This window comes from Rhizobium sp. YAF28, from assembly GCF_052113285.1.
Taxonomy (GTDB): domain Bacteria; phylum Pseudomonadota; class Alphaproteobacteria; order Rhizobiales; family Rhizobiaceae; genus Rhizobium.
The window spans coordinates 59905-75923 of record NZ_JBFRCX010000018.1; the positions used below are offsets into that span (position 1 = coordinate 59905).

General features: G+C 59.9%; 12 protein-coding genes. 4 read left to right on the forward strand and 8 right to left on the reverse strand.

Annotation, left to right across the window (positions count from 1 at the left end; translation table 11 throughout):
- Positions 1–203: 203 nt before the first annotated feature.
- Positions 204–1349, reverse strand: coding sequence for a M24 family metallopeptidase (locus tag AB4Z13_RS29960; RefSeq protein ID WP_442207532.1), 1146 nt, complete (start codon positions 1347–1349; stop codon positions 204–206).
- 96 nt (positions 1350–1445) lie between these two features.
- Here AB4Z13_RS29960 and AB4Z13_RS29965 point away from each other — a divergent pair, with 96 nt between their 5' ends.
- Positions 1446–2744: an alpha/beta fold hydrolase gene (locus AB4Z13_RS29965; protein ID WP_442207533.1), complete on the forward strand. Its 1299-nt coding sequence runs from the start codon at positions 1446–1448 to the stop codon at positions 2742–2744.
- A 44-nt stretch (positions 2745–2788) separates the two neighbouring features.
- Here the strand turns inward: AB4Z13_RS29965 and AB4Z13_RS29970 are convergent, their stop codons facing one another.
- The 5 genes from AB4Z13_RS29970 to AB4Z13_RS29990 form a co-directional block, all read right to left on the reverse strand.
- Positions 2789–3886 (reverse strand): ABC transporter ATP-binding protein, encoded by a 1098-nt coding sequence (locus AB4Z13_RS29970; RefSeq protein ID WP_442207534.1) that lies wholly within the window; start codon positions 3884–3886, stop codon positions 2789–2791.
- Between the two features lie 10 nt (positions 3887–3896).
- A complete protein-coding gene (locus AB4Z13_RS29975) occupies positions 3897–5828 on the reverse strand; it encodes a glycoside hydrolase family 127 protein (RefSeq protein WP_442207535.1) in 1932 nt (643 codons plus the stop codon).
- Between the two features lie 29 nt (positions 5829–5857).
- Positions 5858–6706, reverse strand: a complete 849-nt coding sequence (locus AB4Z13_RS29980; RefSeq protein ID WP_442207575.1) for a carbohydrate ABC transporter permease — start codon at positions 6704–6706, stop codon at positions 5858–5860.
- A 20-nt stretch (positions 6707–6726) separates the two neighbouring features.
- Positions 6727–7653 (reverse strand): carbohydrate ABC transporter permease, encoded by a 927-nt coding sequence (locus tag AB4Z13_RS29985; RefSeq protein WP_442207536.1) that lies wholly within the window; start codon positions 7651–7653, stop codon positions 6727–6729.
- 76 nt (positions 7654–7729) lie between these two features.
- A complete protein-coding gene (locus tag AB4Z13_RS29990; RefSeq protein ID WP_442207537.1) occupies positions 7730–8974 on the reverse strand; it encodes an ABC transporter substrate-binding protein in 1245 nt (414 codons plus the stop codon).
- Positions 8975–9154: 180 nt separating this feature from the next.
- On the opposite strand from AB4Z13_RS29990, the gene AB4Z13_RS29995 reads away from it, so the two are divergent.
- Positions 9155–10168, forward strand: a complete 1014-nt coding sequence (locus AB4Z13_RS29995) for a LacI family DNA-binding transcriptional regulator (protein ID WP_442207538.1) — start codon at positions 9155–9157, stop codon at positions 10166–10168.
- 11 nt (positions 10169–10179) lie between these two features.
- Here AB4Z13_RS29995 and AB4Z13_RS30000 read toward each other — a convergent pair whose 3' ends face one another.
- Positions 10180–11370 (reverse strand): MFS transporter, encoded by a 1191-nt coding sequence (locus AB4Z13_RS30000; RefSeq protein ID WP_442207539.1) that lies wholly within the window; start codon positions 11368–11370, stop codon positions 10180–10182.
- Between the two features lie 259 nt (positions 11371–11629).
- Between AB4Z13_RS30000 and AB4Z13_RS30005 the strand changes: the two genes are divergently transcribed.
- Positions 11630–12043, forward strand: a complete 414-nt coding sequence (locus tag AB4Z13_RS30005; RefSeq protein WP_442207540.1) for a cupin domain-containing protein — start codon at positions 11630–11632, stop codon at positions 12041–12043.
- A 105-nt stretch (positions 12044–12148) separates the two neighbouring features.
- Here the strand turns inward: AB4Z13_RS30005 and AB4Z13_RS30010 are convergent, their stop codons facing one another.
- Positions 12149–13288, reverse strand: coding sequence for a LuxR C-terminal-related transcriptional regulator (locus tag AB4Z13_RS30010; protein ID WP_442207541.1), 1140 nt, complete (start codon positions 13286–13288; stop codon positions 12149–12151).
- Between the two features lie 436 nt (positions 13289–13724).
- Here AB4Z13_RS30010 and AB4Z13_RS30015 point away from each other — a divergent pair, with 436 nt between their 5' ends.
- Complete coding sequence (locus AB4Z13_RS30015) at positions 13725–15953, forward strand: methyl-accepting chemotaxis protein (RefSeq protein ID WP_442207542.1); 2229 nt, start codon at positions 13725–13727, stop codon at positions 15951–15953.
- The last annotated feature ends 66 nt before the right edge of the window (positions 15954–16019 follow it).

Here is a 16019-nt window from a genome sequence, read left to right on the forward strand (position 1 = left end):
GACGCTTTTGTGTAAGCGGCGGACGACCTCTTCGCTGATTGACTAGGTGACTGAAGCGAACCGGTCGCGCAGGCCCGGTCCGGAAGATCCGGATGTACAAATATGCTGCCGACGGATTATCATCCGATATCGGCGTCGCGTTCATGTCCGACGCCAGGAGAACCGATGGCACCAGATGACTTGGCGTGGGAGGGAAACGAAATTCAGACTGCGTAGGGATTTTCTGCGGGCGTCGTGAACCAGTGCGGGCCATCTTCGGTCATGTAGATATGGTCTTCGAGGCGAACGCCGAATGTGCCGGGGAAGACGACCATCGGCTCGTTCGAGAAGCACATGCCCGGTGCCAGCAGTGTTTCGTTGCCGCGGACGATATAGGGCGCCTCGTGGATTTCGAGGCCAAGGCCATGGCCGGCGCGATGCGGCAGACCGGGCAGGCGATAGTCCGGTCCGAGCCCATGCCGCACAAACACGTTGCGGGCGGCCACGTCCAGACTTTCGCAGGGCGTGCCGAGTTTTGCCGCATCGAAAACGGCCTGCTGGCCCTCACGCTCGATTGCCCATGCGCGTACGAATTCGCGATTGCCCTCGTCCAGCATATAGGTGCGTGTCAGATCTGAATGATAACCGTCGATCCGGCAGCCCGTATCGACGAGAATGACGTCACCCGCCTGCAGGATCTGTTCGCCATCCGCCCCATGCGGCAGCGCTGTCGCCGCACCAAAGGAGACGATGCAGAAGGTCGAGCCGCCATCGGCGCCGGCAGCGCGATGCTGCTGGTCGATGAAGCGCGCAACGTCCGAGGCGGCTATGCCGGGCGCGAGCGTGTCGTGGACCTTGCGATGAATATCTAGCGTGATACCCATCGCATACCGGATGAGGGCGATTTCAGCCGGCGATTTGATGGCGCGTAGCGCGCGGATGACAGGCCCTGCATCGACAAGGCGGGTCGCCGCTATCTCTCTGGTAAAGGCGTGATAGAAGGCAAGCGGCAATGCATCGTCGAGCGCGAGCTTGCCGGACGGACCGACGAGCCGTGATACCAATGCGGCAGGGCTTTCCTCTTCTTCCCAGACGGCAATCTCGCCGGGCAGGTGCGCCAGGGTCTCGACGCGGCTGCGCTCAAAACCGGGTACGATGTAAGTGAGTTTATCGTCAGTCACGACCGCGCCGAGCAGCCGCTCGCTCAGGTGCCAGACCAGGCCGGTAAAATAGCGTAAGCTCTCTGTCGGGCCGAGCAGCGTGGCGGCGATGCCGTGCGTCTGCATGCACTCGCGCAAGCGCGACAGGCGGTTGCGCCGTTCTTCATCAGTGATGGCTGCGACGGGATGGGACCAGACCGGGAGAGACACGCTATATATCCGTTATCTTTGTCAAAATTGAATGCTTGATTCCAGCATAGGGCAATTGTAGGCAGTGTGTCGACAAACATTCCACAGGATTTGATCATGCTCGTCAGCGAATATACGATCCCCGGGGTTCATGTCTGCGACCATCTCGTCGACGTGCCGCTCGACTGGAAAAAGCCTGATGGCGCCTCGGTCAAGGTCTTCGCGCGCGAGGTTTGCGATCCCGCACGCAAGCAGGAAAAGTTGCCTGTCCTTCTCTTCCTGCAGGGTGGCCCGGGCGGCAAGTCGCCGCGACCGGTCGGCGGCGGTCCGTCCTGGCTCGGCGAGGCGCTCAAGAATTACCGCGTCGTGCTGCTCGATCAGCGCGGTACGGGCAGAAGCACCCGCATCGAGAGCGCCACCATGGCTGCTTTTACGGACGGGAGGGCCGGAGCCGATTATCTCAGCCATTTTCGGGCCGACAATATCATTGCCGATTGCGAGTATCTCCGGAAGACCTTGTTCGGCGGCGTGCGCTGGGAGACGCTTGGTCAGAGCTATGGCGGCTTCCTGACGCTGACTTATCTGTCGCAGGCGCCGGAGGGGCTGGCTGCCTGCTATGTCACGGGCGGGCTGGCTGGGCTCTCGGCAACGGCAGATGAGGTTTATCGCCGCACTTATCTGCGGGTTGCTGCCAAGAACCGGGAATACTACCAGCGCTATCCTGCCGATCGCGACCGCATCGCCCGGATCGCCGAGCGCATTGCCGCCGATGATGTCCGTCTGCCTGACGGGGATCGCTTGACGGTGCGTCGGCTGCAGACCATCGGCATCGATTTCGGCATGGCGCCGGGTTACGAGAACGTGCACTGGCTGGTGGACGAAGCCTTCTCCGATCCGGAGGAAACGCGGTTCTCCGATGCTTTCCTCGCCTCCGTCATGTCGCTGACCTCCTATGATGGAAATCCAATGTTCGCCGTATTGCAGGAAAGCATCTACGGGCAGGGCAAGGGTGCGACCGGCTGGGCGGCAGAGCGTATCCGGTCGGAATTCGCCGAATTCGGTGAAGAGAGCCGGCCGCTCTATCTGACCGGCGAGATGATGTATCCGTGGATGTTTGAGGAAATCCGCTCGCTGCGGCCCTTCCGCGATGCGGTGGAGGCGCTGGCGCGTCACGACGGGTTCGAACCGCTCTACGATCCGGCCCGGCTGGCATCAAGCGAGATCCCGGTCGCCGCAGCGGTCTATTTCGATGACATGTATGTCGATGCCGAGTTGTCACTCGCGACTGCCCGTGATGTCGGCAATATCAAGACCTGGGTGACGAACGAATTCGAACACGACGGCGTGCGCCAGTCAGCCGCTGTCTTCACGCGCCTCAGGCAGATGGTGCGCGATCGCGGCGGCCCCCTCGGTTAATCCGAGGGGTTTCCGCCTTTGGTATGTTCGCACGTACGTCGACGTCAGGCCGAAAGCGACCTGCCGCCGACGGGGTCGAAGAGATGCATGCGGTTCATGTTGAAGGAGAGCGGCATTTTCGTGCGTGGGCGCGGGTCGCTCTCAGGATCGACATTGGCGCACATGCTGACCGAGCCGATGTCGAAATAGATCATCGTTTCCGGCCCCAGCGGCTCCACCAGGTCGACATTCGCCTCGATGGTTTCAAAGCCGGGTTTCGGCGTCAGGCTTGATATCGATTCCGGCCGGATTCCGAAGATGACCGGCTTGCCGGCATGCGCCTGATATTCCTGAAACCGGGTCGCGGGAACCGCAAGCCGGCTGCCGTCTTCCAGGATGACGACCAGCCCATCTCCCTCGGCCTCAAGCATCGCAGTGAGGAAATTCATCGRCGGCGAGCCGATAAAGCCGGCCACGAACTGGCTGACAGGATGATGGTAGAGTTCCTGCGGCGGCCCGGCCTGTTCGATGATGCCGCCATTCATGACGACGACGCGATCAGCCATAGTCATGGCCTCGACTTGGTCGTGGGTGACATAGACTGTCGTGGTCGGCAGCAACTGGTGCAGGCGCTTGATCTCGGTGCGCATCTGCACACGCAGCTTGGCATCGAGATTAGACAGCGGCTCGTCGAACAGGAAGACCTTGGGATTGCGCACGATGGCGCGACCCATGGCGACGCGCTGGCGCTGGCCGCCCGAGAGCTGGCCGGGGCGCCGCGACAGGAGTTCGGTAATATGCAGCGTCTCGGCCGCACGGCTGATGCGCTCGTCGATCTCCGCCTTCGGCAGCTTCTGCTGTTCGAGGCAGAAAGAGATGTTCTCGCGCACGCTCATATGCGGATAAAGCGCGTAGTTCTGGAACACCATGGCAATGTCGCGCTTGCCGGGGCCAAGCCGGTTGACGACCTGATCGCCGATGACGATATCGCCGCCGGTGATGTGTTCCAGTCCGGCAATCATGCGCAGCGTCGTCGATTTGCCGCAGCCGGAGGGGCCGACGAAGACGACGAATTCGTTGTCCTCGATATCGAGGTTGATGCCGCGCACGGCTTCGTAAATGCCGTAGGATTTGACCACGTTGCGCAGTTCAAGGCGTGCCATTGTGATCTCCCTACTTTTCGTGCAACCAGACGGCCATTGCGCCCGGCTCTCGGTTTGCCCAGAGATGGTAGGGGATCGCCTTGAATCGCCGCGGCTTCAGCGCCGGCGGCTCGGTGCGATAGAGCGAATTCTGCCAGTCGGAGGCATCGGCTTCCAGCGCGTCGCCTTCGAGAACCGTGGCGCCGCCGAGGAGCGTTTCGTCGAAATTTGCGGCAATCTCGCCCTGCGAGGGCAACCTCAGCCGCTGCGGCTCCGTGCCGAGATCGGCTTCCTCGACGCAGAAGATCACTGGGCCGCGCCGCAGCGCAAAGCGGCCATTGTCCTCCGTTGCCGCCGGATGGGCATAGAGGCGATCGACCGGCATGTCGAAAGCGAGGCGAACCTCGTCGTCATCTTTCCATTCACGTTCGATGGCCGCATAACCCTTGATGATATCCAGCTTGATTGCTTCGCCGTTGACGGAGGCCTTGGCATCGCGGCACCAGCCGGGAATGCGCAGGCGTAGCGTGAAACGCTTCGGCTGATCGAGGCCGAGCGAAATCCCGATATCGCCATTCCAGGGATATTCGGTCTTCTGCTTCAGACGCAGGAAGGAATTGCCGACCGTGAGCTCCGCGGCATTTTCGCCGTAGAGGTGGACAGCAACCTCATCGGCTTTGCTCGAATAGAAATATTGACCGAGCGAGGTGATGAAACGGGCGATATTGGTCGGGCAGCAGGGGCAGTAGTGCCATTTCCAGCGGCGGTTCTGACCGTGGCTTTCGAGCACGTTCTCATAGAAATAATGTTCGCCGTCGCGGGAGATGCCTGACAGCGCGCCATTGTAGAGCACGGTTTCGAGCTTGTCGGTGAATTTGCTGTCGAGCTCGATCTGCGCCATGCGGTGGCTGAAGAAGCCGAGCGCCACGGCCGCGCAGGTCTCGGCATAGGCCGTCTCGTTCGGCAGGTCGTATTCCCTAGTGAAGCCTTCGTTCGAGGCCGAGGGCCCGAGGCCGCCGGTGACATAGAGCTGTCGTCCCACCAGATTGTCGAAGAGCCGGTCGCAGGCGCTCTTCAGGCCCTCGTCATCATTCTCGAACGCAAGATCGGCCATCGCCGAGAACAGATACATGGCACGCACGGCGTGACCCACGACCTGCGTCTGTTCGCGAACCGGCATGTGCGCCTGGCTGTAGGCATAGGTCTGGAAGACATAGCTGGCCGGGTCCTCGCCGCGCTTGCGCGCCTCTTCGTCATAGTAAGAGGGCATCTGGCCGCGTTCGTCGACGAAATAGGTGGCGAGATCAAGGTGGCGGGGATCCTTGGTGACGCGGTAGAGCTTGACCAACGCCAGCTCGATTTCCTCATGCGCGTCGTAGCCGCGCAGCTTGCCCGGCTCACGGCCGAAGGTGTCGATGATGTGATCGACGGCGCGGATCATCACGTCGAGGAAGCGGCGCTTGCCGGTCGCCTCGAAATAGGCGACGGCGCCTTCCAACAGATGGCCCATCGAATACATTTCATGCAGGTCGCGCAGATTGGTCCAGCGCTTCTCCGGCTCGCGGCGGATGAACCAGCTGTTGAGGTAGCCGTCAGTCATCTGGCCATGTTCGAGCTTCTCGACAATCGCGTCGATCTTGGCCTCGATGTCCGGATTCGGATTGTTCTTCAGCGTGTAGCTCGCGGCCTCGATCCACTTGCCGAAATCGGAATCGAAGAAATGCTGCATCGACAGGCCACTCGGCTGGATCGGTCGCGCCAACGGACCGGCCGGCTTGTCGAAATCGAGCACTTCGAGAAAGCCTTCCTCGTCAAGCCGCATATGTTGGGTGGGGATGGTCACGTCGCGGACGGTTTCCGTCCAGCTCTTCCAGAAGCCGCCATTGAAGGCGACGCGGGTATGGTCAGCCGGCAGGTAGCGGTCGATCGGGGATCGTGACTGTGATTTCTGGGCGATGGGCATGGGAACTCCTTGAGCGGACGGGCCGCTTCTCATTTCACGGCGCCGGCCGTCAGGCCGCGCACATAATAGCGTTGCAGAAGAAGGAAGAGGATGATGCAGGGGATCATGGTGACCACGATACCGGCCTGCAGAGCGCCCCAGTCGATGATGCCATAAAGGCCCGAGGACACGTTCACCAGCATGATCGGCAGCGTGAACTTGTTCTGGTCCGACAGGAAGATGAGCGCGGCCAGGAACTCGTTCCACGAATTGAGGAAGGCGAACATCGCCACCGTCGCCACGCCGGGCAGCGCAATGGGCAGCATGATGCGGCGCAGGATCGTTGCCTGCGAGGCGCCATCGATGCGCGCCGCCTCGATCAACGCCTTCGGCACGGCATCAAAGGCATTGCGCATCATGAAGACGGAAAACGGCAGCTGGAAGGTGACGTAGATCAGCACCAGGCCGAAGAGGTTGTTCTGCAGCCCGAGCAGCTTCAGGATCAGGAACAGCGGCGTCAGGATCGACTGGAACGGGATCATCATCGTCGCCATGATCAGCACGAAGAGGAGCGACTGGCCGGGAAACCGGAACTTGGAGAAGCCGTAGCCGGCCGGCACGGAGACGACCACCGTCAGCACAACCGTGCCGACTGCGATCATCACCGAATTGGCAGCGTACACATACCAGCCGGCGCCGACATTCTCGAGCCGCCGGTAATTTTCCAGCGAGAAGGTCTTGGAAAACAGCGCGGCCGGGTTGGCGAGCGCCTCGGCAGCCGGCTTGAAGGAATTCGCCAGCGACCAGACGATCGGCATGATGAAGAAGATCGCCAACAGGATCGATGCCAGCAGGAAGAGCAGGTAGCCCGTCTGGCCGCCCCGCGGATTGGTGTTCATCTTGGATGGGGTCACGGTCATTAGCCTTCCTCCGGGCGCTCGCGCAGCAGCACGAATTGAATGGCGCTGATGGCGACCAGCACGATCAGCAGCGCGAAGGAGAGCGCCGAACCGTAGCCGAGCCGATAGGATGAGAAGGATGCCAGGTAGATGGAAAATACCGCCGAGATCGTGCTGTTTTCCGGCCCACCCTGGGTGATGATGAAGAATTGGTCGAAGGCGAGCATCGAGGAGGTGACATTGAGGACCAGAGCCAGCACCAGCGAATTGCGCATCAGCGGCAGGGTAATACAGCGGAACCGGCTGAAGACGCTGGCGCCGTCGATCTTGGCGGCCTCGATGACATCGTTGGAAATGCCCTGCAGGCCGGTCAGCAGGATGACCATCGTGAAGCCTGCGGTTTTCCAGACGACCATCAGGATGATCACGGCCATCGCTGGCCAGAAGCTTTCGAGCGGGCGCGGTGCCGAGCTGATGAGACCTATGCCACGCAGAACCTGAGCGAAGACGCCGCTGTCAGGATTGAGCAGCCACATCCAGAGTGTGGAGGCCGCGCCGAAACCGATGACGACAGGCATGAAGAAGATGGTGCGGAAAAAGCCGGCCGAGCGCAGTGGGCGATCGACGAGCAGTGCCAAGGGAAAGGCAACGGCGAAGATCGCGGCCGTCACCAGCACGGTATAGAGCATCGTGAAGCCCAGCGAATGCCAGAGCTGCATGTCGCCCAGCAGTTCGCCGTAGTTGGCAAGACCGATGAATTTCTTTCGGCCTAGCAGCGGCCAGTTGTAGAAGCTCATCCATATCGTCATGGCGAGCGGAACGAGAAACAGCACCAGGATGAACAGAAAGCCGGGCAGGATGAAGGCCAGCCCTAGCCAGCCCTTCGGCTCCGGCTCTCCGGAGATCGGCTGTTTTATGTGTGTTGTCGGCGTGTCGACCACTGTCATTCCTCGAAGATTTCAAAACCGCGCGTCGGCATCCGCGGAAGGAGCGGGGCGGGAGGCCGCCCCGCTTGAGATGTGATTACGGATTGGTGCGATCGAGGATCTTGGTGAAGTCGTCCTGCGCCTTCTTGATCGAGCCGTCGACATCATCGCCGAAAATCGTGCCCTGGATCAGGTTGAGGAACGGGCCGGTGCGGCTGACGAACAACTCATCCGAGGAGAAGGTATAGGGCGTGCGCGCCTTTGCCAGGATATCGTAGGCGATCAGATTGCGTGGGTCGAACTTGGCATAGGCTTCCTTGGCAAGATCCGTGCGCGACGGCATGCCGGATTCCTGGGTAATGTAGACCTGCTGGTCGGGCTCCATGTAGAATTTCACGAAGTCGAGCGCGACCTTCTTCTTCTCCTCGCTGATGCCCTTGATGAGGGCCACCGTATCGCCGCCGGCAAAGCTCGATGCGCCGCCCTTAGGACCTGGGATCGGGGCGACCGCGAACTTGACGTCGGGATATTTGCTGGTCAGCAGGTTGACGATGTAGGAGCCGGTCATGAGGATGCCGACCTTGCCGGAGGCGAAGGCTTCGACGGCGTTGTTGCCGTTGCCTGAACGGGAGGTCGGATGAATGGCGCCTTCCTTCCACATGTCGCGATAGGCAGCAATGGTGTCGCGCAGCGCCGGCGTGTCGACGGTCGCCGTGCGGCCGTCATCGGAGAGCACGTCGCCATTGGCCGCCCACAGATGCGGCAGGAAGTCGTAGATCAGCCAGCTGCCGGAATTGGCGACGAAGTAGAAGCCGTAGGTTTCCTTGTCGAGCGCATGGATCTTCTTGGCGTCGGCGGCAATCTCATCGAGCGAGGCCGGAGCCTTGTTCGGGTCAAGGCCGGCCTTCTTGAAGAGGTCGGTGTTGTAAGCGATGATCGAGGCATCCGGCAGCGCCGGCACGCCGTAGACCTTTCCGTCATAAGTGGCAAGGCGGATGTGCGACGGGCTGAGTGCTGCCGAATAGGGCAGACCCTTGACGAAGTCGCTGATGTCCTCAAGGCTGTCATTGGCTGCAAAGGTCGGCAGGTAGATCAGATCAAGGACCGCCCCATCAGGCGCTGCGCCGCCGGCGATTGCGGCGCCGAGCTTCGGCACCATCTGCTCGGCGGTGATCTGGGTCACGTTAACCTTGTCGGAATGCGAAGCATTGTACTTTTCGGCCAGGCCCTGAAGCACGGCACCCGAAGATGTGCGCACCCATAGCGTGATTTCTTCGGCGCTGGCGAGAGAAGAGCTCGCCAGCAACGCAACAGCGGCAATCGTGGTTTTCAAATGTAACATATGGGTTCCCCTTCTCTTATGCGAGGCTCCTCTGCCTCAAGACGAAGATGACGTTAACGGAGAAAATTTTTCATGTCGACAGTCTGTATGCATCAAAAGACCATCTTTTTGTTAAAACCTTTTAGCAGCTAAATTTTTTCTGCTAAAAGGTTTTAACAAGCCAGTTGAACAGGTGCGAATTTGAAGGAATCTGGTGGCAGCCGACATACGATCCGTGACGTTGCGAAGGCTGCGGGCGTAAGTATTTCAACTGCGTCGAACGCGCTGAATGGCACTGGGCGAACCAATGTCGAGACCCGTGAAAAGGTGCGACGGATCGCCGAGGAGATCGGATTTCGACCGAACGCGCTCGCGCGTGGGTTGTTGACCAAGCGCAGCCATGCGATCGGCATGCTGACCAACGATACATACGGGCGTCTGACGCTACCGATGGCGAGCGGCGTATCGGAAGTGCTTGTTGACCATGGCGTCTCCCTTTTCCTTTGCGCCACCAACAATGATCCAAGGCTGGCAAGACTGCATCTCGAAGCGCTGCGCGACCGGCAGGTCGACGGCATCATCTTCACCGCGACGCGCATTGATCTGGAACCACCGCCGGAACTGACCCAATTGGGCATTCCAGTCGTCTACGTCTTCGCGCAGGGACCCGCGGACAGCGTCAGCTTTCATCCCGACGACGCTCAAGGTGCGCGGCTTGCGGTTGAACATCTCCAGAGCCTCGGCCGCTCCCGCATCCTGCACATTACCGGCGAGCAGAACTATCGTGCCGCCTGTATTCGCGCCGAGGCCTATCGGGAGCTCGTGGGACAGACGGCCGAGGTCATGTTCGGTGACTGGTCGGAAGAATGGGGGCATGCGGCGATCGAGACGGTCTTCTCGCGATCCGGGGCCAAACCGGATGCGATCTTCTGTGGCAGCGACGAGATCGCTCGCGGCGTCATCGATGCGCTGCGCGACAGAAACGTCTCCATCCCCGGCGACGTTGCGGTCGTCGGGTTCGACAATTGGGAAGTCGTCTCACGGCAGACACGCCCGCCGCTCACGACCGTTGACATGGAACTCAAGGAACTCGGTCACCGCGCCGGGCTTGCGATCCTCGGTTTCTCGAAAGGTGAACCGGTCCAACCTGGCGTCGAGAGGTTGCCGTGTACGCTCGTCGTTCGCCGGTCTGCCGGCCAGGGCGATCAATCCTAAGCCGGCACGGTCTATCCGCATGCGGCCTGACTGGCTTCGTCCTCGGTATCCTCCTTGTTATCAACGGCGCGCGGCTTCAACGCCTTTGTCAAACAAAGGGCTGCGACGATGATCGGCAGGCAGACAAGGTAGGAAACTCTGATGCCGGCATGTTCGGCGACAAAGCCGAGAAGGGGCGGGGCCAGGAAGAATACGACGAAGGACATCTGCCCGAGAGCCGCGACATTGAGATGGGCTGGGCGATCAGTTCGTTGTGCCGCCGCAGAAACAGCGAGCGGATAGACCGCGCTGCAGCCGCCGCCCATCAGCGCAAAACCGAACAGTGCGACATAGGGGTGTGGCGCAAGCCAGACGGCGCAGAGCCCGACTACCGCGAGAACCAGCAGAAACGTGGCGACGGCGCGCGCGCCAAATCGGTCGACTTGCGGATCGACGAACAGTCGGGCGACCGCCATGAAAAAGGTGAACAGCGTCAGGCCAAGGCCGCCGATAAAGGGTTCGACCGCGAAGGTGTCACGCATATAGATCGCCGACCAGTCAATACCTGCGCCTTCCACCAGAAAGGCGGCAATGCCGATCACGCAAAGTGGCATGAGCCCCCATGTCGGCAGCGCCATACTTGGGCCTTCCACATGCTCAACTCCGGCACGGGCCGGCGCATTCTCTATGCCCGAGATGACGACAATGCCGACGATCAAGACGAAAGTGAATGTCAGCGCAAGATGCAGATGCATTGGCACGCCCGCCTGACGAACGGCAGAGCCGACGAGTGCGGTCAGGAAGAATCCAAGGCTCCAGAAGCCATGTGCCCTGTTCATCACGCCGCGGCCGAGTTGGGCTTCGATGCGATCGATCTCGACATTGAGATTGATCTCCAGGGCGCCGGCCAGCAAGCCCTCACAGAAGAGGATGAAGAAAACCAGCCAGGCGGCATTGGCCCAGGGAATGGTTGCCAGTAGCGCGGACGTGCCGAGCACCGTCAGGAACGCCGTCTTGCGCGCGCCGAAGCGCGCAATCAGCGGCGACGCGAATGTCAAGGAAATCAACGCACCGATCGCTGCGCCGATCAGCGTGAGGCCGAGTTCCGACTTGTTGACGCCCAGGGCGTCCTGTAGGTCGGGCAGGCGCGAAAGCAGTGCTCCCATCGAAATGGCGAAGAGAAAGAAGCAGACATAGATCCGGTGTTGCGGCTGGATATGCATTCGATCGCTCCGGGATGATCGGTTCGGGAGTTTGGTCTCAATCGCAGCGACGGCGAGAAAAGACAATTTCGAGTGGCATTTCCGAGATATATCTTGTTGACGGCAACCGCAACAACAACCTTAACTAGTTGTCGACAGACTGGCGGACTGTGTCATCACAGCCGCAGGGCAGCGCGTTAAACCATCGTATATCTGACCTTTCCTCGTGCGTGGACTTAGCTTGCCCAGGTCGTAGCGAGCCTCAGAGGAGAAAGATACGATGCTCAAGTCCATGACCACTGCCGCGCTGGCGCTGTCACTTGCCGCAGCCCCGGCTTTCGCGGCCCAGAAGGCCCACAATGCCAAGATCACGGTCGTCTTCGACCATGAATTGCCAAACGTCCCGGGCAAAAGTATGCGCGGCGTTCTCGTTGAATACGGGCCGGGCGGATATAATCCCGCGCATACCCACGCGAAGAGCGCTTTCATCTACGCGACGGTCATCGAGGGTGAAATCAAAAGCAAGGTGAACGACGGCAAGGAAAAGGTCTTCAGAACCGGTGAAAACTGGATCGAAGTACCCGGCGATCATCACTTGGTAAGTGCGAATGCCAGCAAGACGAAGCCGGCAAAAATTCTGGCCGTATTCGTCGTCGATACCAAGGAAACGGAACTGACGACGCCCGATCCCTGATCGAGAAGTCGATGCGTTGAGCGGGAAGGGGATGTCCCTTCAGCACCTTCCCGTATTTTTCGGTCTTACAATGCCTCTCGTTATCACTTTGCGACGGAAACGGGATTAGGGCCGGCCGGGCCGCGCGGGAACGGATGCCATCAGTCGCGCAAATGCCGCTTGAGATCGCACACCCGTCTTGGATAGGAGCCTTGCTGTATGTGTTTTGACGGTGTTGGGAGACAGGGCAAGGATCCTGGCGGTTTCTGGAACCGAAAATCCGCAGCCGACAAGCACAGCCACTTTCGTTTCCGCGGCGGTTAGGCTGAAGATGCTGCGAAGCTGCTCTGCCTGCCCGGTGGCGCGGCTTTCCGCATCGACGATCTGAAGAAGCACGCGGGCGCCGGAATCTGCCGGGTCCCATGCGACGAAGGAATTTGGCGGTAGTGGAGTGACCTGCGCGAGGTAGGGCGGCAGGCCCGACGGTCGGAGAATCTGGACAGCGCCCTGCAATTGCGTGGCGGTTCCGGTTGCGATTTCGATGGCTTGCCGTATCGCATGAGCCAGAGCCTTGGAGCTGCTGGAAACGCTTGGAAGCGCCGAGCGCTCATGTCTGTTGATGGAAAGGCCGTCGCCCCGTCTCAGGATGTCTTCTGCGGCGGAATTCAGCAAGACGATTTCGCCCTGGCCATCGAGCAGCATGGCCGCATCGGGCAGGGCCTCGAGCAGCCGCTGCAGAAGGCTGGCTTCTCGTCTTATGCTTCCGACATGAAGGGAAAGCTCTATCGAGCGGGAAAGATGCGGCGTCAATTGCAGGAGCTTCCGGGCCGCCTGGGCGTTTTCGGTGTCCTGGGCCTTGGAGAGAAAAAGCGCTACCCCGCCGATACCGCCGCGTTCGTGCAGGCTGGCGTGAGGAACGAAAAGCTGATTGTAGATGTTTTGAGGCGCGCAGATGTCGGCATAGTATGCGGTGCGCCGAACGGCGGCATCATCGATGAGCTCATTGCCGATCGCCACCTGATCCGGCTGAACTTTCTCGAACGCCTTTGCATAGGGATTGCCGGCGTAATGCTGCAAATAAAGGTCATTCAGATCTTCGCGCATCCGGCCGGGGATCAGAAAGCTGCTTTTCCCATCAGGGGCCTGATAGACAATGTTGCCGGCTGTTGCTCCGACATAGTCGACAACCGCGCATAATGTGCTGGACCACAACTGTATGTTTACAGAAGCCCGATAGATGGCATCGACAATATCCGCATGCTCCATTTGACTGTCTTTCGATTGGTAAAGTCATATGAGCGGCCGAAGCCGAATATTAGTCTGGCCAAATCTTTTAGAGGAGAGACTGATACTTGAGCATCACCCGATTGGGTGATGATAGAAAACTCCGTGGTTTATCAACGAATAAGGCCGAGTATCTGAAACCATCTAGTCGGTTCCTGCCATGAGACGCCGATTGGTCTGGCATGGAAGGCGATACGGCATGTCGCGTTGTCGATGCTCGTCCATCCCTCAGGTGTGGAGTTTCGAACTCGCCCAAGCGACGGAAATAGACGCAATCTATGCGGGATAAGGCGCCGCTTGCTAGCGCTGTCGGCGATATGTGCCTACGGATTATGTCCATAATGTTGACCATTCAAAATTAAGTAAAAAACAAGTTTTCCTCTCAAGAATTAGGGTACTCGACGCATGAGAGGACGATATGAGCGAAGAACAGATTAAGCGGCCGATTTGGATCCGCATCACAGCCTACGGGTTCGCTGCGGTTTTGTTTGCGAGCGCAGCAATCGGTGGTCTTGCTTGGCATCGCCAGAGCGCGATGAGCGATCAATCGCTTCAGAAGGAGCTCTCGGCCGACCTGCACGTCATCCAGACCGATATGGATGCGCAGAAACGCGCGGCTGCCGGGCTTGCAGTAGCTCTTGCCGGTGAGCCTGAAACGGCTGATCTGATCGCCAAGAATGATCGGGCATCCATTCTTGCAAAATACACGGCCAGCCTGCCGGCGATCAAAGCGCAAGGCCTTCAGCTCATCACCTTCAGCAATGGCGATGGCCTCGCAGTCGCACGTATCCACACGCCTGATACTTTCGGCGACGATCTCAAGGGACGTCGCAAGATGATCGTTGCGGCGCTGACGCAGGGTAAACTGAATGCAGGCATCGAACCTGGGCGGACCGCCGTCAGCATGTTTGCCTCGGCCCCCGTTATCAAGGAGGGCAAGACCGTCGGCGTCGTCGATGTCGGCACCTCGCTCACGAATGACTATTTTGCGCCGCTTGCAAAATCCGTCGATGCCGAAGTTGCGGTCCATATCCTGCAGGACGGGAAATTTGTGCCGCAGGCCTCGACCTTCGGAGACAAGACGATCCTCACCCAGGAACAGTTGCAGGCGGGTTTCAACGGTGACCGCGTCCGTGTCCATGCCGTTCTCGGCAACAAGGACTATGAAGTTACCGCCATTCCCTTCGAAGATTTCTCCGGTCGCAAGATCGGTGTCTTCGAAATCGGTTCCGATGTGACGGAGATCGTCGAAGCATCGCAGCAGGCGCTCTGGATGGCTGGGATCGGCACAGTCGTCCTTTCACTTATTTCGCTGCTCGGCTTCCTCGTCTTCGCGCGTTCGATTGCGTCGGTCATGAAGAAGACCACAGGCACAATGGCGCGTCTGGCCGCAGGTGATATCAATGTCGAGGTCGAAGGTCAGGGCCGGCCTGACGAAATCGGCGCGATGGCCCGTGCCGTTCAGGTCTTCAAGCAGAACGCGATCGAGCGGGTTCGCCTCGAACAGGAGGCGGAAGCCAATCGCAGCTTGAGCGAAAGAGAGCAGATCGAGCGCGAGAAGGAAAAGGCGAAGGACGCTGCCGATGTGCAGTTTGCCGTCGACAATCTCGCTGCCGGCCTGTCAAAGCTTGCCGAGGGCGATGTGTCCTACCGGATCGCGCAGCCCTTCGTGGCAAGGCTCGATGGCGTTCGCAGCGACTTCAATGACTCCGCCGACAAGCTGCAATCCGCGTTGAACCGGGTGTCGCAGAATGCCCGCGGCATCGACTCGGGAGCAAACGAGATCAAGTCAGCTGCCGACGATCTCGCCAAGCGCACCGAGCAGCAGGCGGCGGCTCTCGAAGAGACGGCTGCTGCTCTCGAAGAAATCACCACGACCGTCAAGGGTTCCAGCAAACGCGCCCAGGATGTCGGCCAGCTCGTGGCCCGTGCCAAAACGGGCGCCGAACATTCTGGTGAGGTGGTCCGCAAGGCCGTGCTCGCCATGGAGCAGATCTCCAAGTCTTCCGGTGAGATCGGCAATATCATCGGCGTGATCGACGACATCGCCTTCCAGACGAACCTGCTGGCGCTCAACGCCGGTGTTGAAGCAGCCCGCGCTGGCGAGGCCGGCAAGGGCTTTGCCGTCGTCGCGCAGGAAGTGCGTGAACTGGCGCAGCGCTCCGCAATGGCGGCCAGAGAGATCAAGGATCTGATCACGGCCTCGAATGCGCAGGTGCATGCAGGTGTGCAGCTGGTCGACGATACCGGCAAGGCGCTTCAGGCGATCGTTTCGGAGGTTCAGGAAATCAACCGACATATCGCTGCGATCGTCGAAGCATCGCAGGAGCAGTCGTTGGGCCTCGACCAGATCAACACGGCCGTCAATCAGATGGACCAGGATACGCAGAAGAACGCTGCCATGGTCGAAGAGTCGACCGCTGCAAGCTACAATCTTGCGAAGGAGGTTGCGTCGCTCAACCAGCTTCTGGCTCAATTCAAGCTGAACGAAGCAGGCTATGCTTCGCATTCGGCGCCTGTTCGAAGCGCCGGGCGAAACGCTACGCCGGCGCCGTCTCCCGCCCGGGCGCTCGGTCGCAAGATTGCCTCCGCATTCTCAGGAAATGCCGCACTGGATACCAAGGGCGGCAACTGGGAAGAGTTCTGAGGTTAGACCCGTCAAAGCAAGACAAGGTGCGGCGATCATCGCCGCACCGTTTTCATTCAGTAGCGT

Bases quoted from the DNA above. Each gene is read 5' to 3' on its own strand.
- AB4Z13_RS29965 (WP_442207533.1), top strand. From the start codon at position 1,446: ATGCTCGTCAGCGAATATACGATCCCCGGGGTTCATGTCTGCGACCAT.
- AB4Z13_RS29975 (WP_442207535.1), bottom strand. From the start codon at position 5,828: ATGCCCATCGCCCAGAAATCACAGTCACGATCCCCGATCGACCGCTAC.
- AB4Z13_RS29980 (WP_442207575.1), bottom strand. From the start codon at position 6,706: ATGAACACCAATCCGCGGGGCGGCCAGACGGGCTACCTGCTCTTCCTG.
- AB4Z13_RS29985 (WP_442207536.1), bottom strand. From the start codon at position 7,653: ATGACAGTGGTCGACACGCCGACAACACACATAAAACAGCCGATCTCC.
- AB4Z13_RS29990 (WP_442207537.1), bottom strand. From the start codon at position 8,974: ATGTTACATTTGAAAACCACGATTGCCGCTGTTGCGTTGCTGGCGAGC.
- AB4Z13_RS30000 (WP_442207539.1), bottom strand. From the start codon at position 11,370: ATGCATATCCAGCCGCAACACCGGATCTATGTCTGCTTCTTTCTCTTC.
- AB4Z13_RS30005 (WP_442207540.1), top strand. From the start codon at position 11,630: ATGCTCAAGTCCATGACCACTGCCGCGCTGGCGCTGTCACTTGCCGCA.
- AB4Z13_RS30010 (WP_442207541.1), bottom strand. From the start codon at position 13,288: ATGGAGCATGCGGATATTGTCGATGCCATCTATCGGGCTTCTGTAAAC.
- AB4Z13_RS30015 (WP_442207542.1), top strand. From the start codon at position 13,725: ATGAGCGAAGAACAGATTAAGCGGCCGATTTGGATCCGCATCACAGCC.